Source organism: Gemmatimonadota bacterium (assembly GCA_016713785.1).
GTDB lineage: Bacteria > Gemmatimonadota > Gemmatimonadetes > Gemmatimonadales > GWC2-71-9 > JADJOM01.
This window is the reverse complement of the sequence record JADJOM010000003.1, coordinates 1,498,530-1,520,425: the sequence shown is the minus strand read 5'-3', so window position 1 is coordinate 1,520,425 and position 21,896 is coordinate 1,498,530. Positions and strand designations below refer to the sequence as shown.

Genomic DNA, 21,896 nt, shown 5'->3' with positions numbered 1-21,896 from the left:
GAATCGCGGCCGGAAGGTAACCCGCGGGGCGCCGATTGACCAGTTGACATGGCTTCGCGCCAGAGGGACTTTACGCCATCCGCCCAGCCGCAGTCGATGGTCGCTCCCCCATCCGTCGGCGTGCATCCACCCCAGCAGGACTCTGGCATGTCCGACAGCCTGTCGCCGAACCTCGCCTACCTGAAGCCGTCCGAGACCGTCGCCATCAGCAACGAGACCAAGCGTCGTCGGGCGGCGGGCGAGGACATCATCGACATGAGCGTCGGCGAGCCCGACTTCGACACCCCGAAGCTGGTGGCCGACGCGGGCATCCAGGCGATCCAGAAGGGGTACACCCGCTACGCCGCGAACCCGGGCATCGTGGAATTGCGCGCCGCGGTGGCGCGCAACCTCTCGCTCATGTCCGGCGGGCGCGCCATCAACCCCGACCAGATCATCATCAGCAACGGCTCCAAGCAGTCGATCTTCAACGCCTGCTTCTCGCTGTTCGGCCCCAAGGACAAGGTGCTGATCCCCACGCCGGCGTGGGTGTCGTACCCGCAGATCGTGCACCTCTGCCGCGCGGAGCCCATCGCCGTCACCGGCGATCCCGAGTGGGGGCTCAAGGTCAGCGTGAAGGACCTCGAGGCCAGGTACGACAAGCTGGTGAAGGGGCTCATCCTCTGCTCCCCCTGCAACCCCACCGGCGCCACCTACTCCGCCACCGAGATCAAGGCCATCGCGGAATGGGCCCGCACGCACGGGGTGTGGATCATCGCCGACGAGATCTACCGCCGGATCTACTACGGCAATGGCCCGGCGCCCTCCTTCCTCGACCTGCCGGACGAGCTGCTGGAGCGGGTGGTGCTCATCTATGGCGCCGCCAAGGCCTACGCCATGACCGGCTGGCGCATCGGCGCGGCCTACGCCCCGATGCCGCTGGTGCGCGCCATGGGGGCGCTGCAGTCGCAGACCACCACCGCCGCCAACCACCCGGCCCAGTGGGCCGCCGCCACGGCCTTCGCCGACGAGCGGGTCGACGCCGACGTGGGGAAGATGGTGAGCGCCTTCCGCCGCCGCCGCGACACCGTGGTGGCGCGGTTCCGCGCCGAGGCCCCGGGGGTGGAGTTCGTGGAGCCGACGGGCGCCTTCTACTTCTTCTTCCGCGTGGATGGCGTCACCCGCCTCCACGACTACACCGGCACCGCCTTCTGCGAACGCGCCATGGCGGCCGGGGTGGCGCTGGTGCCGGGCGCGGCCTTCGGCGACGACCGCTGGGTCCGCATGAGCTACGCGCTCTCCGACAAGGACCTCGACACCGCGCTGGCGCGGCTGCTGAGCCTCATCAAGACCCTGGGCGAGACATGACCACGCGGGGGTGGACCCGGCTGCGTCGCGCGGTGGCGGCGTGCGGGTTCACCCCCGCGACCTGGATCCCCGCCGCGAGCGAGGGCCGGGCCGAGGAGGCCACCATCCGGCCCGCGCGGCTGGTGGAGGACCTCCGCGTGGGCGGGCACCCGGTGGGCGTCCCCGAGCCGTGGCCCGGGACGGTCGCCTTCCTCGACGGCACTCAGCGCTATGAAGTGATGGCGTACGCCGGGGCGAGCCCGGTGGTGGTGGCGGAGATCGCGGCGGCCGTGCTGGAGCGGCGCGACCGCCAGCTGCACGTGGCGGAGTCGGCGCGCCGCCGGCTCGTGATCGCCCGCCCCGAGGTGTTGCGCGACCTGGGCGACGCCATCGAGGGCCACGCCGCCGTCGAGATCCCCGAGGACGAGCCCGCCCACCCGGTCAAGGACTTCCAGCTGGCCCGGCGTGAGGTCGATGCCGCCCGCGGCCGCCTGGAGGTCGAGATCGGGCACCGCTACCGCAGCGCCTCCAACGCCTGGCTGCTCATCGACGGCGCGCTCTCCGAGAGCCCCCAGTGGGCCACCGATGGCCGCATGCTCGGCATCGCCAAGAGCCACGCCACGCTGCCCTTCGGCGGCGGCGACCTCGAGCACTACCTCCGGCTTCCCGCCGGCACCCGCTCCCCGGTGTTCGAGCCGGCCGGCGGCCGGGTGGCCCCGGTGTACTCCTGGGCCCTCCGGCTCTGGCCCTGGCAGGGGAAGAACCTGCTCCATGGCCTCGTGCGCATCGAGGCGGCCGCCACGCCCCAGACCGTGGCCCAGGCCGACCAGCTCTCCCGCTGGCTGCTGGCCGAGCGCTGCCCGGTGAGCGCCCCCGATCCCCGCTGGGACCGGCTCCTCTACGGCATCCGCGCCGTCGAGCAGTACCTCCGGGCGAGCGGCGAATGACCACCCCCATCGGCCGCGTCGTCGCGACCGAGCTCAAGCCCTCCACGCCCCACCAGTTCCACTTCTGGACCGCGCGGGAGTCGCCGGTGGGCATCGGCGCGATCGTGCGGGTCGAGGCGCCGGGCCGCACGGTCTTCGGCATCGTCACCGATGGCTTTGCCTATTCCGACCTGCTCACCCCGATCCACGACGTCATCGGCGCCGATGGCGATCCTGCCACCGCCGGCGACGCGCCCACCGAGCGCACCGAGATCCGCCTGTACACCGCCGCGGTGCTGCGCCAGCTCCCCGAGGAGCCGCTGCAGCCGGTGCCGCTCGGCGCGGTGCACCTGGCCGGCGACGCCGACGTGGTGACCGCCCTCCGGATGGACGCCTTCCTCCATGGGGGGAAGCCGACCGGCATCCCGGCGGGGGTCTACGCCGCCGGTGGCCTCGAGGCGCCGATCTACCTCGATGCCGACTTCCTGCTCGGCCCCGAGGCGGCCCACCTCAATATCACCGGGGTCTCCGGCCTCGCCACCAAGACCAGCGCGGTCGAGTTCCTGCTCTCGAGCATCTTCCAGACCTTCCCGGCCCACAAGGGCAGCGTGGCCGCGGTCTGCTTCAACGTGAAGGGCCCGGACCTCTGCTTTCTCGACCAGCCGGCGGACCTCTCCGACGAGGACCGCCGACTCTATGACCGGCTCGGCCTCCGCCCGGAGCCGTTTCCCGACGTCACCTATCACGCGCCCTACAAGGCCGACGGCGTCAACCTCAACACCCTCCGGACGCACGAGGCGCTGGCCGGCAACACGGTGCCACTGGTGTGGGGGCTGCGCGAGGTGCTCGACTACGCCGAGGTGCTGCTCAACAAGGACGACGTCGACGCCAAGGCCGGGGCCTTCATCGACTTCCTGGGCGAGCGGGTGGTGGGTCGCGAGTTCCGCGACATCACCCTCTCGGAGGAGACCCTCGAGGTGCGCAGCTTTGCCGACCTCGAGGACTTCTTCCGCCGCATCTTCGACTTCATGGAGGTGCAGGCCAAGGGGAGCGAGGTGTGGCGCAACCACCACCTGGCCACCATCCGGAAGGTCCGCAACCGCCTCGGCAACATCAGCGTCCGCGCCAAGGGGCTGGTCACCGATGACGGCCAGTCGAGCGACCTCCCGTGGGGCGCCTTCCGCGACCGGAGCGTCCACGTCATCGACGTGGCCGGGGTCGACCCGCTGGCGCAGGACCTGGTCTTTGCGCGCGTGGTGAACAAGCTCAAGGAGCACCTGGAGCGCCGGGACCTGGGCGTGGACCACGTGGTGGTCTTCGTGGACGAGCTCAACAAGTATGCTCCCGCCGACGGCCAGGATACCTACGTCCGGCGCATGCTGCTCGAGCTGAGCGAGCGCGGCCGCTACCTCGGCCTGGTGCTCTTCTCGGCCCAGCAGTTCCGCAGCCAGGTGCTGCGTCGGGTCGTGGGGAACGCCGGCACCGCGCTGCTGGGGCGCATGGACATGGACGAGATCGCGACGCCGGGCTATGCGATCCTGTCGCCGGCCACCCGGGCCAAGCTGGCGGCGCTCCCCAAGGGCGAGCTCATGGTGCGCCACCCGCACTTCACCCAGCCGCTCTTCGTGCGGTTCCCGCGGCCGGCCATGCTGCCGGGGCGGGCCGGGGTGGAGCGCTTCCCGCCGGCGGCCGACCTGCCATTCCCCCAGGCGGTGGCCCGCCAGCTGCGCGCGCTGGACCCGTCGGTGACGGCCCCGAAGGTCGAGGCCGTGATCGACGGACGGCGCGAGGACGACGTGCGCCGGGCCCTGCACGCCACGCGCCGCGCCCGCCCCGACCACGTGCTGGCGTACTTCACGGCCCAGCTCGGCAAGCGGGTGGAGCGGCAGGAGCCGACGGGTCGCAGCGTCACCGGGCTCAAGCGGACCACCGACCCGTACGGCTGAGGTGGTGCCTCGCACGCGACGAGGGCTCCAGGCCGGTCGGCCCGGAGCCCTCGTCGCGTCGGTCCCGCCCGGCTAGCGCAGCTCGACGATCAGCCCCGTGGTGATCGCCCGGTCGGAGCGGCTGGTGACCCCCGGGGCGGGGGAGGAGTCGTAGTTGTACTGGTAGCTCGTCTGCAGCGCGAGCCCGCCGGTGAGCAGCACCCGCAGCGAGGTCTGCGAGCTGAACAGGTAGTCCCCGAGGTGACCGGCCACCGGCTCGTACTGGGTGCGGTGTTCCGCCGTCACGCCCTTGCGGAGCACCGGCCGCGCCACGAAGCGCAGGTTGAACCGGGTGAGGGAGACGGTCTCCGCCGAGGTGCTCCCTTCCGGCAGGAGCCGGCGCTCGTAGTCCTGCAGGATGGCCACGCCGAGCGAGACCCGCTGGTCGGTCGGCTGCAGCAGGTTCACCTCGGCGCCCGCCGCCGCGGCGACCCGCACGTCGACGTTCTTGAGCCGGTCCCGCGAGGCCTTGCTGTAGAAGAACGGCGAGACCCACGAGGCCGGCCGGAAGCGGGTGCTGAGTTCGGCATCGTAGTTCTCCGCCGCCACCTCGCCTTCGCTCTTGCCGTAGCGCATCCCGGTCTGGAAGACGAGCTCGAACACCCGCCCCCCCTGCCGCTTGAACCCGAAGCCGGTGCTGAAGAGCGAGAGCGACTTGTTGCCGTTGACGTCGGTGTACGAGAGCTCGGCGGTGGCCGACCAATGGGCGGTGCTGTCATCGGGCGCCCACGCCGCCAGGCGGGCGGGAGCGAGGCCGGCGAGCAGGACCCAGGCGGCCGGCAGGAGGAGGGGGCTTCGCATGGGCGGAGAAGATAGCCCGGCGCTGCGGCCGGGGAAGTCGGGGCGGGCGCCGCGGCGCGTGGTCAGCCGGGCCGGGGCGGTCCCGCCTGGACCCGCGCGAGTACCCGCGCGAGGTCGGCCGGCAGGAACGGCTTGGCGAGCGCCGCGGCGAAGCCCGCGGCGCCGAAGTTGGCCATGGTCGGGTCATCCGAATAGCCGCTGGCCACGATGGCGCGGGCGCGGGGATCGTGCGCGTGGATCTCCGCCAGCGCCTGACGCCCGCCCATGCCACCCGGGATCGTCAGGTCCATGATGAGCAGGTCGAAGGGTGCCCCGCCCCGCCGCCGCTCGAGGTAGCGCTCGACGGCCATCCGGCCCTCGGGCACGACCTCGACCTCGTAGCCCCACTGCTGCAGCATGCGGCGCAGGACGTTCTGCACCAGTGGCTCGTCTTCCAGGACCAGGATCCGTCCGCCGCCGCGCGGCGTGGCGGCTGCGACGGCCTCGGGCACCACGGGCGCCTCGGCGGCCGCGGGGACGATGGCCGAAAAGGTGGTGCCGCGTCCCTCCTCGGAGGTGCAGGTGAGCTGGCCGCCGTGGTTCTGGCAGATCGCGAACGCCGTGGCCAGCCCGAGGCCGTTGCCGCCCCGCTTGGTGGTGAAGTACGGCTCGAAGACCCGGTCACGGATCGCGGCGGGGATGCCGGAACCGTTGTCGCGGAAGTCGATGCGGACGAACCGCTGCCCATCCGGCTCGGTGCCGCCCGACGCGCGGTCGAGGACGTTCGCGGCCGTGATCAGCAGCCGCCCGCCCTCACCGGTGGCCTGGGCGGCGTTGATCACCAGGTTGCTCACCACCTGGCTCAACTGGCCGGGGTCCACCTGCCCGGGCCACAAGTCGGCGGGCAACTCGAGATCCACCCGCATGTGCGAGCCCGCGCCGGCCAGCACCACCGCATCGCGCAGCAGGCGCGCCAGGTCGGTGGGCCGCCGCTGCGGCTGGCCCCCCTTGGCGAACGCCAGCAGCTGCACCGTGAGGCGGCTCGCCCCGACGGCGGCCTGCTCCGCGCAGTCGAGCAGCTCCCCGCGCTCGGCGGGGTCGGCGTCCTTGGCGAGCGCCACGTGGCCGAGGATCGAGGTGAGCGCGTTGTTGAAGTCGTGGGCGATCCCGCCCGCCAGGACGCCCAGCGACCGCAGCTTTTCCTCCCGCTGGCGCGCCTCCTCCTGGACCCGCACCTCCGTGGCGTCGCGCAGCGTCACCAGGCGACAGGCCCGGCCTCCGAGTGCCACCTCGCTGCCGCGGATCTCCGTCCACCGGACCTGGCCGCCGGGCCCGGTCCAGCTGTCCTCGAGGGCCAGGTGGTCCCCGGTCACGGGTTCCAGCGCCCGGCCCAGGGCCCGCCGCAGCCACTCAGGGGCCATGGCCTCGACGTCGACCGGCGCCGACCACGACATGAGGCCGGCGAGGGCGCGCGCCGGCGCGTTCAGGTCGAGCACCTGGCGCGCGCCGGTGTCCAGCAGCAGCGTCGGCACCCCGGACGTCTCGAACAGGGCGCGGTAGCGCAGCTCCGATTCGGCCAGCGCCCGCTGGCCCCGTACGCTGCGGGCGTGGACCACGGCCAGGAGCCCGAGCGCGGTGGCCAGCACGATGGTCCCGGCGACCAGCCACCACAGGCGCCGCCGGCGCTCTTCCGCCTCGGTCCGGGCCGCCAGCAGCTCGCGTTCCCGTTCCCGGGCCTGGTACTGCGCGTCGAGTTCGGCGGTCCGCCGGCCCAGGGCGCTGTCGGACTGGGCCACCGTCAGTTCGTGGAGGCGCCGGAGTGCCCGGAAGGCGCCCGCGGTGTCTCCCGTGATGGCCTTGATCCGGGAGAGGGTGTCGAGCTGGTCCGCCTCGTCGAGGGAGCTCTGGAGTTCCCGCGCCAGTGCGCTGGCCTGCTCCAGCATCCGGATGGCCCCGGCCGTGTCGCCCGCCACAAGCGCCAGCTCCCCCAGCGCCCCCCGGGTGCGGGCCACGCCGTCCTTGTCCCCGATCTCCACCCGGATGGCCAGCGCCTGCCGCTGGTATTCCGTGGCGCGGTCGTACTGCTTCAGCTCCTTGTAGCACCAGCCCAGGTTGCTCAGCTCCTTGGCCTGCCCGAACCGGTCGCCCGAGGCGCGGTCCAGGACCAGGGCGCGCTCGAGGTAGGGGATGGCCTCGCGCGGCCGGTCCATCTCGAGCAGCACCAGCCCGAGATTGTTGAGGGTGTTGGTGAGGCTCGGCTTGGCGCCCGGTTCGAGCAGCGCCAGCGCCCGCTGCAGCGCCGCGAGCGCATCCGCGAAGCGATTGAGATCCCAGTAGGCCAGGCCGATGTTGTTGTGCGCCCGGGCGATCATCTCCTCGTCGCGGAACTCCTCCCCGAGGCGCAGCGCCGCCAGGTAGCGATCGAGGGCCGCATCCAGGTTGCCCATGCCATGATGGATGCCGCCGACGAGGTTGTAACTGCGGGCCAGCGCAATCGAGGGGCCCCGGGCCCCGATGCGGGCGGCCGCGGACTCGGCCCTGGCCAGCGCGGGAGCGAAGCGCGACAGGCGCCACAGGGCACGCCCCGCAGCGATGCTGGCTGCATCACGGAGGGTGTCGGCGTGCAGCGTCACGGCCAGCGACTCCGCGCGCTCCGCCTCGGCCAGCGAGGCGGGGTATTCCCCCTGCATCTCGAGCGCGGTGGCCCGCAGCAGGCGGGCCTGCGCCTCGGACGCCGGCGCCGGGTGTCCGCGCAGCAGGGCGAGTGCCTCATCGGCCAGGCGCAGCGCCTCGATGGGCTGGTGTTCGCGCAGTGCCGCGAGTTCGAGCAGGAGGGGAATGCGCGCCGCGTCACGAGCGGCGGCCAGCTGTCGCGCCACGAGCGCGGAGTCGCGCGGCGGGCGCGCCTGCGCCACTGCGGCCGAGGCAACGGTCGACAGCAGCAGGCACCCGGCCAGACGGACAGCGTGGCGGATCGCGAACATGCGCTCTAAGTGTAAGGCGACGGGCGGGGTGGCGGCCAGAGGCGCCCGGGCGAAAGCACGCACCGGGGGATCGGGATTGCGCCCGGCAGGTGCCCGATGCCGTGCTGCGCCGCTACTCCGCCTCGAGGATCAGGATCTGCCGGCAGGCGTGGCACTTGAGTTCCCGCGGCAGCCGGTAGGGTGTCCCGGTGAGGCCCAGCGACTGCTCCTGCCCGCAGCAGGGGCAGGTGCCGCGCGCGGCGCCAAACAGCGCCCGGACCAGGCCCCGGCGGACTCCCAGCACCACCCCGGTCAGCAGCGCCACGGGCGGCAGGACCAGGTGGATGATCGGCACCGGCAGTACCGCGACGGCCACCACGAGCCCCCCGAGCGGGCCCAGCGCCGCCCGCCGGAGCCGGGCCGCGGGCCCGAGGCTGCGGACCGGGAAGCGCACCGGCACCGGCGCCGCGCCCAGGCCGCGGAGCCGTGCCGCCTGGGCTCGGTCGGGGTCCGCGCGTGCCAGGCTGTCCATGGCTGGTATGGTCGCTGGGAGGGGCGGGAGGGGGCAAGGTGCGGAAATGGCGCGTCGCCCGGCGGGCCCGTGCGACCGGCCCGCCCCCGCACGAGGCCCCTCGCCGCCCTTACGCGATGTCGTGCCCGGCTTAGAATTCCCCCCGTGAAGATCGCGCACCTCGCCGACCTGCATCTCGGCTTCCGCCAGTTCCATCGCCAGACCGCCACCGGCCTCAACCAGCGTGAGGCGGACGTCGCGCATGCCTTCCGCCGCGCGGTGGACCAGGTCATCGACGCCCGGCCGGCGGCCATCGTCGTGGCCGGCGACCTCTTCCACTCGGTCCGGCCCACCAACCACAGCATCCTCTTCGCCTTCCAGCAGTTCCACCGGCTGCGCGAGGCGCTGCCGGAGGCCCCGCTGGTGCTCATCGCCGGCAACCACGACACCCCACGCTCCACCGAGACCGGCTCCATCCTGGGCCTGTTCGAGAGCCTGGGCGCCGACGTGGTGGCCGATGAGCCGCGGCGGCTCGCCTGGCCGCGGCTCGGCCTGTCCGTGCTCGCCGTGCCCCACATGGCGCTGATCACCGGCGAGCGCCCGGTGCTGCAGCGGGAGGGCGGCGAGCCGCACCAGGTCCTGATGCTCCACGGCGAGGTGGAGGGCATCTTCCCCTCCGACCGCTCCTCCGCCGAGTACGGCGGCGCGCTGCTGGCCCGCGACGAGCTGGCGCGCGGCGGCTGGAGCTACGTGGCGCTGGGCCACTATCACGTGCAGCGCGAGGTGGCGCCGCGGGTCTGGTACAGCGGCGCGCTCGAGTACGTGAGCCCCAACCCCTGGGGCGAGCTCGCTGACGAGCGGGACCAGCGCATTCCCGGCAAGGGCTGGCTGCTGGTGGACCTGGAGAGCGGCGCCGTCGAGCGGCGGCCAGTGCCGCTGGCCCGGCGGGTGCTCGACCTCCCGGCCATCGACGGCGCCGGCCGGACCGGGGCGGAGATCGATGCCGAGCTGTCCCGCGCGCTCGAGGCGGTGCCCGGCGGCTATGCCGACCAGGTGCTCCGCCAGGTGGTGCGCAACATCCCGCGGCACACCGGGCGGGAGCTCAACTACTCGGCCATCCGAGGCTACAAGGCGGCCGCGCTGCACTACCAGCTGGACCTGCGGCGGCCCGAGTCCCATCGCGAGGTGGGTGTGGGCGCCCCGGGCCGTCGCCAGACCCTCCCCGAGATCGTGGAGGACTACCTCGGCCGCCGGCTGCTGCCCGGCGAGGTCGACCGCGAGGCCTTCGTCCGGGCCGGGGTGGAGATGATGGCGCAGGTCGAGCGGGAGTGGGCGGAGGGCTGATGCAGATCGAGCGCCTGCGCCTGCTCAACTTCCGCCAGCACGAGGACACCGAACTCGTCCTCGGGGCCGGGCTCACGGGCATCATCGGCCCCAACGGGGCGGGGAAGACCACCCTGCTCGAGGCCATCGCCTGGGCCCTCTACGGCGCCGACGCGGCGCGCGGCACCCGCGAGACCATCCGCCGCCGCGGCGCGGGGCCCCGCGCCCCGGTCAAGGTGGAGCTCGACTTCGCCCTGGGGCCGCATCGCTACCGCGCGGTCCGGACCCTGAACGGCGCCGAGCTGTACCAGGACAACGACACCGCCCCGGTGGCCAACAGCCTCCAGGCCGTCACCGAGAAGGTGAGCCGCCTCCTCGGCATGACCCGCGAGGAGTTCTTCAACACCTACTTCACCGGGCAGAAGCAGCTCGCGGTGATGGCCGCCATGAAGCCGGTGGAGCGCGCCCAGTTCCTGGCGCGGGTCCTGGGCTACGACCGGTTGCAGCGGGCCCAGGAGCGCCTGCGGGAGGAGCGCACCCGCATCCGCGCCACCCTCACGGCGCTCGAGGCCCAGCTCCCCGATCCCGCCGAGCTCGACCGCGAGGCGGCGCGCGCGGCGGAACGGCAGGCGACCGCCGCGCGGCTGGTGGCGGAGGCGGTGGCGGCCATGGAGGCGGCCGAGCGCCGGCGGGGCGAGGTGGCCCCGCGCTGGCAGGAGATGCAGGCCAAGCGCGATCAGGTGGCCGCCATCCAGGGCGACCTCCGCCTGGCCGACCACCGGGTGCAGACCGCCCGGGAGCGGTTCCAGCAGCTCGACCGCGAGCTGGTCGGCGCCAATGAGGCCCGGGGGCGGCTGGAGGGTCTCCGGCAGGAGCTGGCGCCCCTCGAGGAGCTGCGTGCCGAGCGGCATCGGCTGGACGAACTCGCGGGACAGTACGCCAAGCGCCAGGTGGCCCAGGCCCAGTTGGAGGAGACCCGGGCGCTGCTGCAGCAGGTGCGGGCGCGCGCCGCGCGGCTTCCCGCGCCGGAGCTGCTGGAACGGGCACGGGTGCGGCTGGCGGAGTACCGGCAGCGGCACGAGGCGCTCGAGGAGGCGGCGCGGGAGCGCCGCTCGGCCTGGGACCGCGACCTGCAGGACGCCCGCACCAAGCGCGAGGCGCTGCGCGACCAGTACAAGGAGCTCAAGGACCAGCTCGACAAGATCACCCAGACGGGTCCCGATGGCGCCTGCCCCACCTGCGAGCGGCCGCTGCGCGCCGAGTACCCGAACGTGGTCGGGATCCTCGACCGTCAGCTGCAGGACGTGCTCTTCAACGGGAACTACTTCAAGTCGCGCATCGACCAGCTCGCCGCCGAGCCGGCGGAGCTCAAGGAGCTGGAGCGGCAGCGGGCCGAGGCGGAGAAGAGCCTGGCCCACGCCAGCGCCGAGATGGCGCGGCTCGAGACCCAGGCGCAGGAAGGGCCCGGCCTCACCGCCGAGCTAGTCCGCCTCGATGCCCGCGCGGCCGAGCTGGCGCTCGTGGCCCGGGAGGGGCCGGCCAACTACGACCCCAACCGCCATAGCGAGGTGCGGCGGATGCTGGCGGCGCTCGACCCGGTGGCGCTGCAGGCGGAGCGGCTGCGGGTGGCGGCGGAGCGCGCCGAGGCGCTGGTGACCGAGGCGGAGTCCGCCGAGCGCGAGCTCACCGGGCGGGAGGCGGAGGCGCGCGCGCTGCGCGACCGGCTCCAGGCCCTGGGCTACTCCGACGAGGCGTGGGGCGAGGCCCGTGCCGCCGCCGAGGGTGCCGATCGCGCCCGGCGCGAGGGGGAGATGGCCGCGGTCCGGGCCCGGGCGGAGCAGGGCGCGGCGGCGGAGGCCGCCACGGCCGTGGAGCGCCGGCGCGAGGAGCGGACCCGGCGCGAGGAGGAGGCGCGGCGGGCCGCCCGCGACCTCCTGCTGCACAACGAGCTCGACCGGGCCTTCACCGACCTGCGCACCGACCTCAACCAGCAGCTGCGGCCGGACCTGGCCGAGCTGGCGAGCGGCTTCCTCCGCGACCTGAGCAACGGCCGCTACGGCGAGCTCGAGCTCGACGAGGACTACGTGGCCACGATCATCGAGGGGGGCGAGCCCAAGCCGGTGATCTCCGGGGGCGAGGAGGACATCGCCAACCTGGCGCTCCGGCTGGCCATCAGCCAGATGATCGCCGACCGCGCGGGGCAGCCGCTGTCGCTGTTGGTGCTCGACGAGATCTTCGGCTCGCTCGACGAGGAGCGGCGCGCCGCCGTGGTGGACCTGCTGCGCAGCCTGGCCGACCGCTTCCCGCAGGTCATCCTGATCACCCACATCGAGGGGGTGCGCGAGGGGATGGACCGCGTGGTGCGGGTGGACCTGGATGGCGAGCGCGGGGTGGCGCGGGTGCACGACGACCTCGGCGGGGGCACGGGCGATGGCCTGGCTGCCTGAACGTGATGTCGTCGGCCCCGAGCGGCCCACCATGCGCGATGTCGAGGCGCTCAATCGCGTCTTCTCGGAGGCGTTCACCGACCGCTACCGCCGCGACGGGATGAGCGGGGTGCGGGTCCCGCACCTCAATCCCGTGATCTGGCGCTACGCGGTGGATGACGCGGGCGATGGCGCCATGATCTGGCGCGACGCCGATGGCGAGCTCTGCGCCTTCAACATGGCCCACCTGTCGGGCCGCGAGGGCTGGATGGGCCCGCTCGCGGTCCGTCCCGACCGGCAGGGCGCCGGCCTCGGCAAGACCATGCTGCTCGCGGGCCTCGCCTGGCTCAAGGACCGGGGCGCGAGGACCATCGGCCTCGAGACCATGCCGCGGACCATCGAGAACATCGGGTTCTACAGCCGGCTGGGCTTCGTCCCCCGGCACATGACCGTCACCCTGGTGCGGGACCTGCCGCGGCGGCCGGTGCTCCATCCGGAGGTGCTCTCCACCGCCGGCCCGGCGCGGGCCGAGCGCCTGCGGGAGTGCCGCGACCTCACCGGCCGGCTCCAGGCCGGTACCGACCTCTCCCGCGAACTCAGCATCACCGCCGACCTCCGCATCGGCGATACCCTGCTGCAGCGGGAGCCCGCGGGCGCGCTCCGCGGCTTCGCGCTCTTCCACACCGCCGCCCTCGCGGCCGGGCGGCCGCAGGACGAGCTCCGGGTGCTCAAGCTGGTGGCGGGAGACCTCGACGCCTTCGAGAAGCTGGTCGCGGGGCTCGAGGCGGCGGCGCTCGCCGCCGACATCCGGCGGGTCACCTTCCGCTGCCAGACCGCCTTCAGCGAGGCCTACCTGCGGCTGGTCCACCTCGGCTACCGGACCCACTGGACCGACCTGCGGATGACCCTGGCCCAGCACGCGGAAGTGGCCGTGGTGCCCGGCGCGGTGGTCTGGTCCAACTGGGAGATCTGATCCCCGGCGCCGCTACCCCGTGCCGCCCGCGTAGACCGCGCTTTGCCGGTAGCGGACCAGGAGCCGGCTCCCCAGCATCTTGAGCAGGACGGCCAGCGGCACCGCCAGCAGCAGCCCCGCGAAGCCGAGCATCGCCCCGCCGAACGCCAGCGCCAGCATGGTCACCACTGGATGCAGCCCCACCGAGCCGCCCACGATGCGCGGGCCGGTGACCGACCCGTCGATGAACTGCACCACCAGGAACACCCCGCCCACCCGCAGCAGGCCGCCGACCGGATCGTCCATGGTGAGGGCCACCACCAGCGCCGGGATGGCCGAGATGGCGATGCCGATGTAGGGGACCAGGTTGCAGAGGCCGGCGATCACCCCGATGAGCAGCGCGCTCGGCACGCCGAGCACGGCGAGGCCCGTCCCGGTGAGAATGCCCACCAGCGTGGCCTCGATCAGCTGGCCTCGGAAGAACTTGCCCAGCGAGCCATCGTATTCCTCGATGAACGCCACCAGCGCGGGCCGCCGGGTGGGCGGGATCAGGTCTTCGAGGAAGCCGAGCAGCGGCCGCCAGTCGCGGAGCAGGTAGAACGCCACCACGGGGGTCACCACGAGGTAGCCGAGGAAGCCGAGCAGCGTCCCCAGCCGGCGGCCGAAGGCGAGGCCCCACTCGGCCAGGGCGCGCAGCAGGCCGTCGGCATTCTCCTGCAGCAGGGCGGCGAGTTGCTGCGCGTCGAGGGTGTGCAGCCAGTCACGCTGCGCCGCGGTCAGGAACGGGAGGCCCTCGAGCCGGGTGCGGAGGGTGGTGACGAAGCTCATCAGGGTGGTCGCGAACCGCGGCAGCGCCGAGACCAGCGTCACCGCCTGGTTCCATACCTGCGGCCCCGCCAGCGCCGCGAGCAGCGCCAGTCCGAGGATCGGGGGCAGCGCCACCAGCAGGATCGCCGTCCCGCGGCCGATCCGCCGCTGCTCCAGCCGGGCCACGAGGGGGGCCAGGAGGTAGGCCACGGCGAGCGCCAGCAGGAACGGCCCCAGCAGCCCACCGTAGAGCTTGAGGCCCCACACCAGCGTGAGGGCCACCGCGATGCCCATCGCCACGCGCACCCCCGGCCGGTCCCGGAGGGGCCACAGCGCCAGCAGCGCCAGCGGCAGCACCAGGGGCGGGGCGAGGATCTCCCGCAGCGTGACGAGCAGCAGGACGTACATCATCCCGCCCAGCACGGCGGGGAGCGTGTCGCGACCGGGCGCGGGGCCGGTCATCGGCCGGGCTGGCGCAGCGCCCACCAGCGCACGAACAGCACCCCGGCGGCACCCAGCAGCAGGTGCAGCACCGTCGCGGCGGGGCCCAGCGGATACAGGAACGTGACGACGATCCAGACCAGCAGCGCGACGATCGCGCCCACCAGCGGGAGTGCCATGGTCATGCGCCTCGGGTTTGTTGACGGTCCGTGGACCGGGTCCTATCTTCGGGACAGAGGGTGGCGTCGAGGAACCACGTTATTGAGCCAACAGGTCCGGTGAGGGGCCCAGATACCGAGTCTGATGCCACGCCCCCTCGGGGGGAAGACAGACGACCTGGTGAGGGTGCCACATTTCTTCGTCGGGCTTCAATAAACCTCTTCGGCGCTGCCCAGTTCTGTCCCGGGGGCACCGGTCCCAGTGGCCGGTGCCCCCGTTGTTCAAGGCTGTGGCCGGCCGCCTTGACCCGCGTCCCGGGTGCGCCATCTTCCAGCCATCCGCGTTCCCCGGGGACGGAACCAGTCGCATGCCGATCGTCAGCGTCACCCGCCGGGTGCACTTCAATGCCGCGCACCGGCTGTACAATCCCGCGTACCCTGAGGACTGGAACACGCGGATGTTCGGGGTGTGCGCCAACCCGAACTACCACGGGCACAACTACGAGCTGGACATCACCGTGACGGGGCCGGTGGCCGCCGAGACCGGCTACGTGCTCGACATCAACGTACTGAAGCGGCTGGCCGAGGAAAAGCTGCTCGACCACCTCGATCACCGCAACCTGAACCTCGACGTGGCCCACTTCCGCGCGGTGAATCCCACCGCCGAGCACATCGCGATCTACTGCTGGGACGTGCTGCGGCCGTCGGTTCCCGCCGACCTGGCCCTGCGGATCCGGCTCTGGGAGACCCCCCGGAATTATGTCGACTACGAAGGCCGCTAGGGCGGCCCGGCGCGCCCGCACCACCCCCTTCCAGGCCGAGGTGCGCCACATCCTCGCCGCGCTGGGGGAGGACCCCAAGCGCGAGGGACTGGTCAAGACACCGGAGCGGGTCGAGAAGGCCTTCCGCTGGCTCACCCGCGGCTACGGCCTGTCGGTGATGGACGCCGTCGGCGATGCGCTCTTCGAGGAAGAGCACAACAGCATGATCCTGGTGCGCGACATCGAGCTGTATTCGCTGTGCGAGCACCACATGCTGCCGTTCTTCGGCCGGGCCCACGTGGCCTACATCCCCAACGGGCGGATCGTCGGCCTCTCCAAGCTGCCCCGCCTGGTCGAGATCTTCGCCCGGCGCCTGCAGGTACAGGAGCGGCTCACCGACCAGATCGCCGACGCCATCATGGAAGTGCTGGAACCGCACGGCGTCGGCGTGCTGATCGAGGCGACCCACCTCTGCATGGCCATGCGCGGCGTCGAGAAGCAGAACTCCCGCACCGTCACCAGCGCGGTGCGCGGCATCTTCCGCAGCGACATCCGCAGTCGCGAGGAGTTCCTCCGCCTCGTCTATGGACGGGGGGGCGAGTGAAGCCCCTCGAGGGCCGGCTCGCGGTGGTCACCGGCGCCAGCCGGGGGATCGGCGCCGCCAGCGCCGCCGCCCTCGCTGCGGCCGGCGCCACGGTGGTGCGGCTCTCCCGCTCCCTGGGCGAGGGCACCCACGGGCCGTTCCGCGACCTGACCTGTGACCTGGCCCGGACCGACGAGATCGTCCGCACCACCACCCGGATCCTCACCGAGTGGGGCACCCCCGCGGTCATCGTCCAGAACGCCGGCCTGTTCGTGCTCAAGCCGTTCGAGATGACCGACCCGGCGGAGCTCGAGCAGCAGCTCAACCTCAACATCCGGGCCCCCTTCCTGCTGGCCCAGGGGCTGCTGCCCGCCATGCGCGGCGGCGCCGGCGGGTTGCATATCACCATCGGGAGCACCTGCGACCACCGGGGCTTTCCCGACAACGCGGCCTACACCGCGAGCAAGTTCGGGGTGCGCGGCCTGCACGAGGCGCTCGCCGCCGAGTATCGCGGCACCGGGGTGCGCTTTTCCCTCATCTCCCCCGGGTCCACCGACACCCCGATCTGGGATCCCTTCGATCCCGACGCCCGGCCCGGCTACCTCCGCCGCGCCCTGATGCTGCGCGCCGAGGATGTCGCCGAGGCGGTGGCGTTTGTGGCCACCCGGCCCGCCCACGCCACCGTCGAGTGGCTGCGCCTCGCGCCGACGCCGGTGGATCCCGGCAGCTGACTTCCCAGGATGGTCCCGTGGCTCCCCTGATGCGTCGCTTCCGCCGCCCGGCTCCGGCCCCGGCCGCCGTGCTCGCCGCGCTCCTGCTCGCCGCCCCGACCCTCGCCGGCCAGGCGTTGCCGCGTCTGCCCGACCCGACCGGCTTCGGCATGCCGGTGCTCGCCGTCACCCGCGACCCCCGCGGCGGGCTCTGGGTGGGCACGTATGGCGAGGGCATTTTCCGGCTGCGGCCCGGCGCCACGGCGTGGGAGCAGGTCCGGCACGATACCACCGGTAGCAGCATCTCCTGGGATTTCGTCCACGCCTTCGCCTTCGGGCCCCGCGGCGAGATCTGGTACGGCACCGTGGGCAACGGCTGGGGCCTCTCCACCGACGACGGCCAGACCTGGACCAACTGGACCTTCACCCAGCTCGGGCCCCAGTGGCAGTACGTGGCGCCCGATGGCATCGTGGTCCGCGGCGACACCGTCTGGGTGGGCACCGCCGACGGCGTGCAGATGACCACCGACGACGGCCAGCACTGGATGGCCTTCACCGACCGCACCGGTCCCGCGGCCCGCGGCCCGGCCGACACCGCCCTCACCGTCCTCGGCAACGAGTACATCCGGCGCATCGGGCTGGACCGCCGGCGGGGCATCCTGCTCACCACCCTCAAGGGGAACGAGCGGCTGGCCCTCGGCCTCACCGGCTGGGGCGCGGAAGCGGTGCCGTCCGCCGCCTTCGCGCCCCGCAATCGCTTCCTCCTCAACGGGGTCCCCTGGCGCGGCTCCCCCTGCGGGCTGCGTCCCGTCGCCGACACCTTGCCCTGCCTGCGCACCGCCCCGAAGACCGGGGAGGCGCCGCGCTTCCCCCGGACCACCTGGTACCGCCGGCCCATCGAGCGCACCGACAACCCCCAGATCGACCAGACCTACCGGTACGGGTCCACGATGGGCGGGAACTTCCAGCAGCACCAGGGGGTGGAGTTCAACAACCCCGACGGCACGGCGGTGCACGCCATCAGCGACGGCCGCGTGGTGTACGCGGGCCCGGCGGAGCAGGGTGCGCTCACCGTGGCCATCCGCCACGACAGCATCCTGGTCGCCCCCACCGGCCCGCGCCGGATCTTCAGCGTGTACTATCACAACAGCGCGCTCAAGGTGAAGGTGGGCGACCGGGTGCAGGCCGGCCAGGTGATCTCGCTCGTGGGCAACACCGGCCGCGCCACCAACGATCACCTCCACCTCGAGGTGCATACCGTCCCGCTGCCTGGCGAGGACGTCCGGGAGGTCGTGGACTCGCTGGAGCGCTTCCCGGCCTTCACCACCAACCCCGAGCTGTGGATCGAGCCGCTGGCTGGCACCGGGATCGTGGCGGGCCAGGTCTTCGACGCCGCCGGCCAGCCGGTGCCCCAGGCGCGCATCTACGGGCTCGCCAAGCCGGAACCGGCGGAGACGCCGTACGTCTACGCCGAGACCTACGGTGACAAGGCGCACCCCCATCCGCTCTACGGCGAGCACTTCGCCGTCAGCGACGTGCCACCCGGATCCTGGGTCCTCGGCGTCGACATCGGGGGGAAGAAGGTCTACCGCCGCGTCACGGTGGAGGCCGGCAAGCTCACCTGGGTGGTCTTCCGCCCGTAGGGCCCGCCGATGTTCATCGAACTCACCGATCATCTCCGCTGCCCCGCGGAGCACCCCGAGTCCTTCCTGGTGCTGATCCCGCACCGGATGGACGGTCGGCGGGTGCTCGAGGGGCTGCTGGGCTGCCCGGTCTGCCAGGCCGAGTACCCGATCACCGCCGGCGTCGTACGGTTCGGCGATCCGCTGCCGCCCATGCCGGCCCCGGGCGCGGCCGCCGACCAGCCGCCGGCGTCGGCATTGCACGCCTTCCTGGGCCTCGAGGGGCCGGGGGGATACGTCGGGCTGGTGGGGGAGGCGGCCGCCGCCGCCGACGCGCTGGCCGGGCTGCTGCCCGGGGTGCACCTGGCGCTGGTCAATCCCCCCGGGGTGCCGCTTCCCGCGGCCGCGACGAGTGTCTTGCGGTCGCCCCGCCTGCCGCTCAAGGCGCGGTCCCTGCGGGGCATCGTGCTCGGGCGGCCCTGGGCCGATGCGGAGGGGTGGATGGCGGCCGGGGTCGGGGCGGTGCTGCCGGGACTCCGCGCGGTCGGGCACGGCGAACCGCCGGCGCTCCCGGGGTTCGAGCTCCTGGGGGCGGCCGGCGGCTGGTGGGTGGGGCGGCAGGGCTGAGGCGCCCCCGGCGGCTCAGTGCTCGGTGGTGGCCCCGCTGCGGTCGGCGTAGGCGGCCTCGATGGCGGCGTTGTAGTTCTTCTCCACCACCCGGCGCTTCACCTTGAGCGTGGGGGTGAGCTCCCCCGACTCGATCGAGAAGTCGTTCTGGATCAGCACCACCTTCTTCGGCATCTCGAACTGCGCCAGGTCGCGCAGCGACTTCTTGACCTCCCGCTCGATCTTCTCCACCGACTCCTTGCTGGCCACCAGCGCGGCATCGTCGGGGTAGGTCCGCCCCTCGCTCGCCGCCCACTCCCGCAGCGCGTCGAGGTTCGGCACCACGAGCAGGATGGGGAACTTCCGCTTGTCCCCGATCATCACCGCGTTCACGATGAACTTGTTGGTCTTGACCCGGCCCTCGATCGGCTGCGGGGCGATGTTCTTGCCCCCCGCCGTGACGATGATGTCCTTCTTGCGGTCGGTGATCTTGAGGAAGCCGTCCCCGTCGATCAGGCCGATGTCGCCGGTGTGGAACCAGCCCCCCGTGTCGATGGCCTCGGCGGTGGCCTGGGGCTTGTTGTAGTAGCCCTTCATCACGTGGGGGCCGCGGGTGAGGATCTCGCCGTCCGCGGCAATCGTCACCTCCACCCCGGGGATGGGCCGGCCCACCGCGCCCAGCTTCACGTGGGTGCGGGAGTTCACCGAGATGACCGGCGAGGTCTCCGTCAGGCCGTACCCCTCGTAGATCGGCAGCCCGGCGGCAAAGAAGAACTTGGCGATCTCCGCCGAGAGCGGCGCGCCGCCCGAGACGAAGTACCGCAGCCGCCCGCCGGTGCGCGCCACCAGCTTGGAGAACACCAGCTTGTCGGCCAGCGCCTTCTTCACGCCGAGCGCAAACGGCACCGGCTGGCCCGCGAGCACGGTCTCCGCCCACGCCTCGCCCGCCGCCCGGCACCAGTCGAAGATCCGCTTCTTGAGCGGGGAGGCCGCGGCCCCCTCGACCACCTTGGCGTAGATCTTCTCGTACAGCCGCGGCACCGACAGCACCACCGTGGGCCGCACCTCGACCAGGTCGGCGGAGACGGTGTCCACGCTCTGGGCGTAGGTGATCACCGCCCCCGACTGCCACATGCAGTAGTGTCCCGCCATCCGCTCGAAGACGTGGGACAGCGGCAGGAAGGACAGGCAGGAGTCCTCGGTGCGGAGGTCGAGGTACTGCAGGCCGCCCACCACGTTGCTGGTGAGGTTCCCGTGGGTGAGCATCACGCCCTTCGGGTCGCCGGTGGTGCCCGAGGTGTAGATGAGCGTCGCGAGGTCGTCCGGGCTGGCCTCGAGCGCCTCCTCCCGCCACCGCGGGTACTTGCCCAGGGCGGCGCGGCCGCGGGCCACCAGGTCGGCGAAGGGCATGACGCCCGGGCCCGTGGCGTCATCATCCATCGCGATGATGTGCCGCAGCGCGGGGGTGACGTCGGGCTGGCGGATGGAGAGGATCTTCTCGAGCTGTGCCTTGCTCGACACGAAGACGGCCACCGCCCCCGAGTCGCGCAGGATGTAGCTGATCTGCCCCGCGGGCAGCGTGGGGTAGATCGGCACGTCGGCGCAGCGGGCCGTGAGGCAGGCGAAGTCGACGAAGGCCCACTCCGGCCGGTTCTCGCTGAGGATCGCGACGTTGCTCCCGGCGACCACCCCGAGTTCCCGCAGGCCGGCGGCGAGGCACCGGACCGTGTCCGTGACCTCGGCGTAGCCGATGTCCCGCCACGCCCCGCCGCGCTTGGCGCGGAGGACGACGGGGCGCGTGCCGAAGCGGTCGAGGCTTCCGAAGAAGAGCTCGTTCAGGGTGCGGGGCGTGGCCATCTGCGTGGCCTCCGTGGAGTTTACGGGAATGTGAGCGTGAACAACTGCCCGGACCCGGGGACCGGGGTGCCGCTCGGCCGGGTCGCGCTGACCCGGACCTGGACGGTCGCCGGGGGCGTCGCCCCCGGCACCTTGCGGAGGGTCACCGCTGGCGACGGCGTGCCCCCCGTGGCGGTCGTGGCGCGGAAGACCAGCACGTCCCCCGCGAACCGCACCAGGCCGCGCGCGGCGGCCGTGTCGACCACTTCATACAGGATGCCGGCCCCGCTGATCCCGCCCGCGGGGTCGTTGCTCTCGAGCGCCGCGTCGAGCGGCCCCGAGGCGGTGTCCCCGGCCAGGACGGTCAGGGTGTCCGGCACGGTCAGGCGCAGGGTATCCGACCGGGGACGGATGGTGAATCCCGGGCTGGAGACCGCGGAGTAGAGGTTGCCCGCCCGGGCCTGCACCCGCCCCGTCCCCGACGTCAGGGCCGTCGTCATCCGGCCCGTGCTGTCCACCAGTATGAGGGTCGTATCGGGGGTGCGCCAGTACACCGGGAGATCGAGGCTGTCCCCGTCGATGTCGTAGGCGACGGCGTGCAGCGTCAGGGTGTCGAGCGGTTCGACCACGGGCGGGGAGGGGAGCCGGAGCTCCAGGGCCACTACGCCCTTGCTCCCGGAGATGTCGCTGCAGCCGGCGAGGAGCGCCAGCGCCGCCACGAGTCCGCGCCGCGTCATTCGGGGGCCCGGTCCGGCGTCGACTCGATCTCCCTGAGGGTGTCCTCGGCGTGCCGCACCCAGCGGTCGGCGTCGGGCCCCCTCGGGGGCCGCGCCAGGAACTTCCGCAGGTGCTCCGCCGCCTCCTGGAACTCCCCCCGCTCCTTGAGCCGGAACGCCAGGCCGTAGTGCGCGCCCACCAGCGTGTCGTCCAGCCCGATGGCGCGCCGGTAGTGCCGGATCGCCTCTTCCTGCTGGCCGGTCTTGGTGAACGCGATGGCCATGTTCTGCAGGATCCGCGGGTCGTTGGGATTGTCCCGCAGCGCCAGCCGATAGGAGGTCAGCGCTGCCTCGAAATCACCCTGCCGCTCGAGGGCCAGCGCTTCATTGAGGTAGTCGAGCCGTTGCGGTTTCAGCCCTTCGGTCGGGCCGCCGCCGAGCAACCGACGCCAGAAACTCATTGA

At 72.8% G+C, this 21,896-nt stretch carries 19 protein-coding genes; 11 read left to right on the top strand and 8 right to left on the bottom strand.

Annotation, left to right across the window (positions count from 1 at the left end):
• Positions 1–147: 147 nt before the first annotated feature.
• From IPJ95_14955 to IPJ95_14945, 3 genes are read left to right on the top strand one after another with little or no spacing between them, the layout of a single operon-like run.
• Entirely contained in the window at positions 148–1,347 is a 1,200-nt protein-coding gene (locus tag IPJ95_14955; protein ID MBK7924899.1) for a pyridoxal phosphate-dependent aminotransferase, read from the top strand.
• Positions 1,344–2,273, top strand: a complete 930-nt coding sequence (locus IPJ95_14950) for a hypothetical protein (protein ID MBK7924898.1) — start codon at positions 1,344–1,346, stop codon at positions 2,271–2,273. Before IPJ95_14955 ends, IPJ95_14950 begins: the two co-directional genes overlap by 4 nt.
• Complete coding sequence (locus tag IPJ95_14945) at positions 2,270–4,198, top strand: ATP-binding protein (GenBank protein MBK7924897.1); 1,929 nt, start codon at positions 2,270–2,272, stop codon at positions 4,196–4,198. The genes IPJ95_14950 and IPJ95_14945 overlap by 4 nt, the downstream gene beginning before the upstream one ends.
• A gap of 72 nt (positions 4,199–4,270) precedes the next feature.
• On the opposite strand, the gene IPJ95_14940 is transcribed toward IPJ95_14945, so the two are convergent.
• The 3 genes from IPJ95_14940 to IPJ95_14930 form a co-directional block, all read right to left on the bottom strand.
• A complete protein-coding gene (locus IPJ95_14940) occupies positions 4,271–5,038 on the bottom strand; it encodes a DUF481 domain-containing protein (protein ID MBK7924896.1) in 768 nt (255 codons plus the stop codon).
• A 62-nt stretch (positions 5,039–5,100) separates the two neighbouring features.
• On the bottom strand, positions 5,101–8,001 hold the full coding sequence (locus IPJ95_14935; protein ID MBK7924895.1) for a tetratricopeptide repeat protein: 2,901 nt from the start codon (positions 7,999–8,001) through the stop codon (positions 5,101–5,103).
• Positions 8,002–8,113: 112 nt separating this feature from the next.
• On the bottom strand, positions 8,114–8,512 hold the full coding sequence (locus tag IPJ95_14930) for a hypothetical protein (protein MBK7924894.1): 399 nt from the start codon (positions 8,510–8,512) through the stop codon (positions 8,114–8,116).
• Between the two features lie 144 nt (positions 8,513–8,656).
• Here IPJ95_14930 and IPJ95_14925 point away from each other — a divergent pair, with 144 nt between their 5' ends.
• From IPJ95_14925 to IPJ95_14915, 3 genes are read left to right on the top strand one after another with little or no spacing between them, the layout of a single operon-like run.
• On the top strand, positions 8,657–9,835 hold the full coding sequence (locus IPJ95_14925) for an exonuclease SbcCD subunit D (GenBank protein ID MBK7924893.1): 1,179 nt from the start codon (positions 8,657–8,659) through the stop codon (positions 9,833–9,835).
• Positions 9,835–12,261 carry an SMC family ATPase gene (locus IPJ95_14920; protein ID MBK7924892.1) on the top strand — a complete coding sequence of 809 codons (2,427 nt, stop codon included), beginning with the start codon at positions 9,835–9,837 and terminating at the stop codon, positions 12,259–12,261. Before IPJ95_14925 ends, IPJ95_14920 begins: the two co-directional genes overlap by 1 nt.
• 31 nt (positions 12,262–12,292) lie before the next feature.
• Complete coding sequence (locus IPJ95_14915; protein ID MBK7924891.1) at positions 12,293–13,213, top strand: GNAT family N-acetyltransferase; 921 nt, start codon at positions 12,293–12,295, stop codon at positions 13,211–13,213.
• 12 nt (positions 13,214–13,225) lie between these two features.
• On the opposite strand, the gene IPJ95_14910 is transcribed toward IPJ95_14915, so the two are convergent.
• Positions 13,226–14,461, bottom strand: coding sequence for an AI-2E family transporter (locus IPJ95_14910; GenBank protein MBK7924890.1), 1,236 nt, complete (start codon positions 14,459–14,461; stop codon positions 13,226–13,228).
• On the bottom strand, positions 14,458–14,625 hold the full coding sequence (locus tag IPJ95_14905) for a hypothetical protein (GenBank protein ID MBK7924889.1): 168 nt from the start codon (positions 14,623–14,625) through the stop codon (positions 14,458–14,460). The genes IPJ95_14910 and IPJ95_14905 overlap by 4 nt, the downstream gene beginning before the upstream one ends.
• A gap of 341 nt (positions 14,626–14,966) precedes the next feature.
• Here IPJ95_14905 and IPJ95_14900 point away from each other — a divergent pair, with 341 nt between their 5' ends.
• Genes IPJ95_14900 through IPJ95_14880 form a run of 5 tightly spaced genes read left to right on the top strand, consistent with a single transcriptional unit; the run spans position 14,967 to position 18,901 of the window.
• Positions 14,967–15,380 (top strand): 6-carboxytetrahydropterin synthase, encoded by a 414-nt coding sequence (locus IPJ95_14900; GenBank protein ID MBK7924888.1) that lies wholly within the window; start codon positions 14,967–14,969, stop codon positions 15,378–15,380.
• Positions 15,358–15,963, top strand: coding sequence for a GTP cyclohydrolase I FolE (gene folE / locus IPJ95_14895; GenBank protein MBK7924887.1), 606 nt, complete (start codon positions 15,358–15,360; stop codon positions 15,961–15,963). The genes IPJ95_14900 and folE overlap by 23 nt, the downstream gene beginning before the upstream one ends.
• The gene (locus tag IPJ95_14890) at positions 15,960–16,673 is read left to right on the top strand and encodes an SDR family oxidoreductase (protein ID MBK7924886.1); all 714 of its coding nucleotides are present in this window, start codon (positions 15,960–15,962) and stop codon (positions 16,671–16,673) included. Before folE ends, IPJ95_14890 begins: the two co-directional genes overlap by 4 nt.
• A gap of 17 nt (positions 16,674–16,690) precedes the next feature.
• Positions 16,691–18,295 (top strand): M23 family metallopeptidase, encoded by a 1,605-nt coding sequence (locus IPJ95_14885; protein ID MBK7924885.1) that lies wholly within the window; start codon positions 16,691–16,693, stop codon positions 18,293–18,295.
• 9 nt (positions 18,296–18,304) lie between these two features.
• Entirely contained in the window at positions 18,305–18,901 is a 597-nt protein-coding gene (locus IPJ95_14880; protein MBK7924884.1) for a hypothetical protein, read from the top strand.
• Positions 18,902–18,916: 15 nt separating this feature from the next.
• Here IPJ95_14880 and IPJ95_14875 read toward each other — a convergent pair whose 3' ends face one another.
• Genes IPJ95_14875 through IPJ95_14865 form a run of 3 tightly spaced genes read right to left on the bottom strand, consistent with a single transcriptional unit; the run spans position 18,917 to position 21,893 of the window.
• Entirely contained in the window at positions 18,917–20,737 is a 1,821-nt protein-coding gene (locus IPJ95_14875) for a long-chain fatty acid--CoA ligase (protein MBK7924883.1), read from the bottom strand.
• 20 nt (positions 20,738–20,757) lie between these two features.
• Complete coding sequence (locus tag IPJ95_14870) at positions 20,758–21,453, bottom strand: hypothetical protein (GenBank protein MBK7924882.1); 696 nt, start codon at positions 21,451–21,453, stop codon at positions 20,758–20,760.
• Entirely contained in the window at positions 21,450–21,893 is a 444-nt protein-coding gene (locus IPJ95_14865; protein MBK7924881.1) for a tetratricopeptide repeat protein, read from the bottom strand. The genes IPJ95_14870 and IPJ95_14865 overlap by 4 nt, the downstream gene beginning before the upstream one ends.
• Positions 21,894–21,896 lie beyond the last annotated feature (3 nt).

Excerpts from the sequence above, each read along its gene's own strand:
- IPJ95_14955 (MBK7924899.1), top strand. The coding sequence starts at position 148 with ATGTCCGACAGCCTGTCGCCGAACCTCGCCTACCTGAAGCCGTCCGAG.
- IPJ95_14950 (MBK7924898.1), top strand. The coding sequence starts at position 1,344 with ATGACCACGCGGGGGTGGACCCGGCTGCGTCGCGCGGTGGCGGCGTGC.
- IPJ95_14945 (MBK7924897.1), top strand. The coding sequence starts at position 2,270 with ATGACCACCCCCATCGGCCGCGTCGTCGCGACCGAGCTCAAGCCCTCC.
- IPJ95_14940 (MBK7924896.1), bottom strand. The coding sequence starts at position 5,038 with ATGCGAAGCCCCCTCCTCCTGCCGGCCGCCTGGGTCCTGCTCGCCGGC.
- IPJ95_14935 (MBK7924895.1), bottom strand. The coding sequence starts at position 8,001 with ATGTTCGCGATCCGCCACGCTGTCCGTCTGGCCGGGTGCCTGCTGCTG.
- IPJ95_14930 (MBK7924894.1), bottom strand. The coding sequence starts at position 8,512 with ATGGACAGCCTGGCACGCGCGGACCCCGACCGAGCCCAGGCGGCACGG.
- IPJ95_14920 (MBK7924892.1), top strand. The coding sequence starts at position 9,835 with ATGCAGATCGAGCGCCTGCGCCTGCTCAACTTCCGCCAGCACGAGGAC.
- IPJ95_14915 (MBK7924891.1), top strand. The coding sequence starts at position 12,293 with ATGCGCGATGTCGAGGCGCTCAATCGCGTCTTCTCGGAGGCGTTCACC.
- IPJ95_14910 (MBK7924890.1), bottom strand. The coding sequence starts at position 14,461 with ATGACCGGCCCCGCGCCCGGTCGCGACACGCTCCCCGCCGTGCTGGGC.
- IPJ95_14905 (MBK7924889.1), bottom strand. The coding sequence starts at position 14,625 with ATGACCATGGCACTCCCGCTGGTGGGCGCGATCGTCGCGCTGCTGGTC.
- IPJ95_14900 (MBK7924888.1), top strand. The coding sequence starts at position 14,967 with ATGCCGATCGTCAGCGTCACCCGCCGGGTGCACTTCAATGCCGCGCAC.
- folE (MBK7924887.1), top strand. The coding sequence starts at position 15,358 with ATGTCGACTACGAAGGCCGCTAGGGCGGCCCGGCGCGCCCGCACCACC.
- IPJ95_14880 (MBK7924884.1), top strand. The coding sequence starts at position 18,305 with ATGTTCATCGAACTCACCGATCATCTCCGCTGCCCCGCGGAGCACCCC.
- IPJ95_14875 (MBK7924883.1), bottom strand. The coding sequence starts at position 20,737 with ATGGCCACGCCCCGCACCCTGAACGAGCTCTTCTTCGGAAGCCTCGAC.
- IPJ95_14870 (MBK7924882.1), bottom strand. The coding sequence starts at position 21,453 with ATGACGCGGCGCGGACTCGTGGCGGCGCTGGCGCTCCTCGCCGGCTGC.
- IPJ95_14865 (MBK7924881.1), bottom strand. The coding sequence starts at position 21,893 with ATGAGTTTCTGGCGTCGGTTGCTCGGCGGCGGCCCGACCGAAGGGCTG.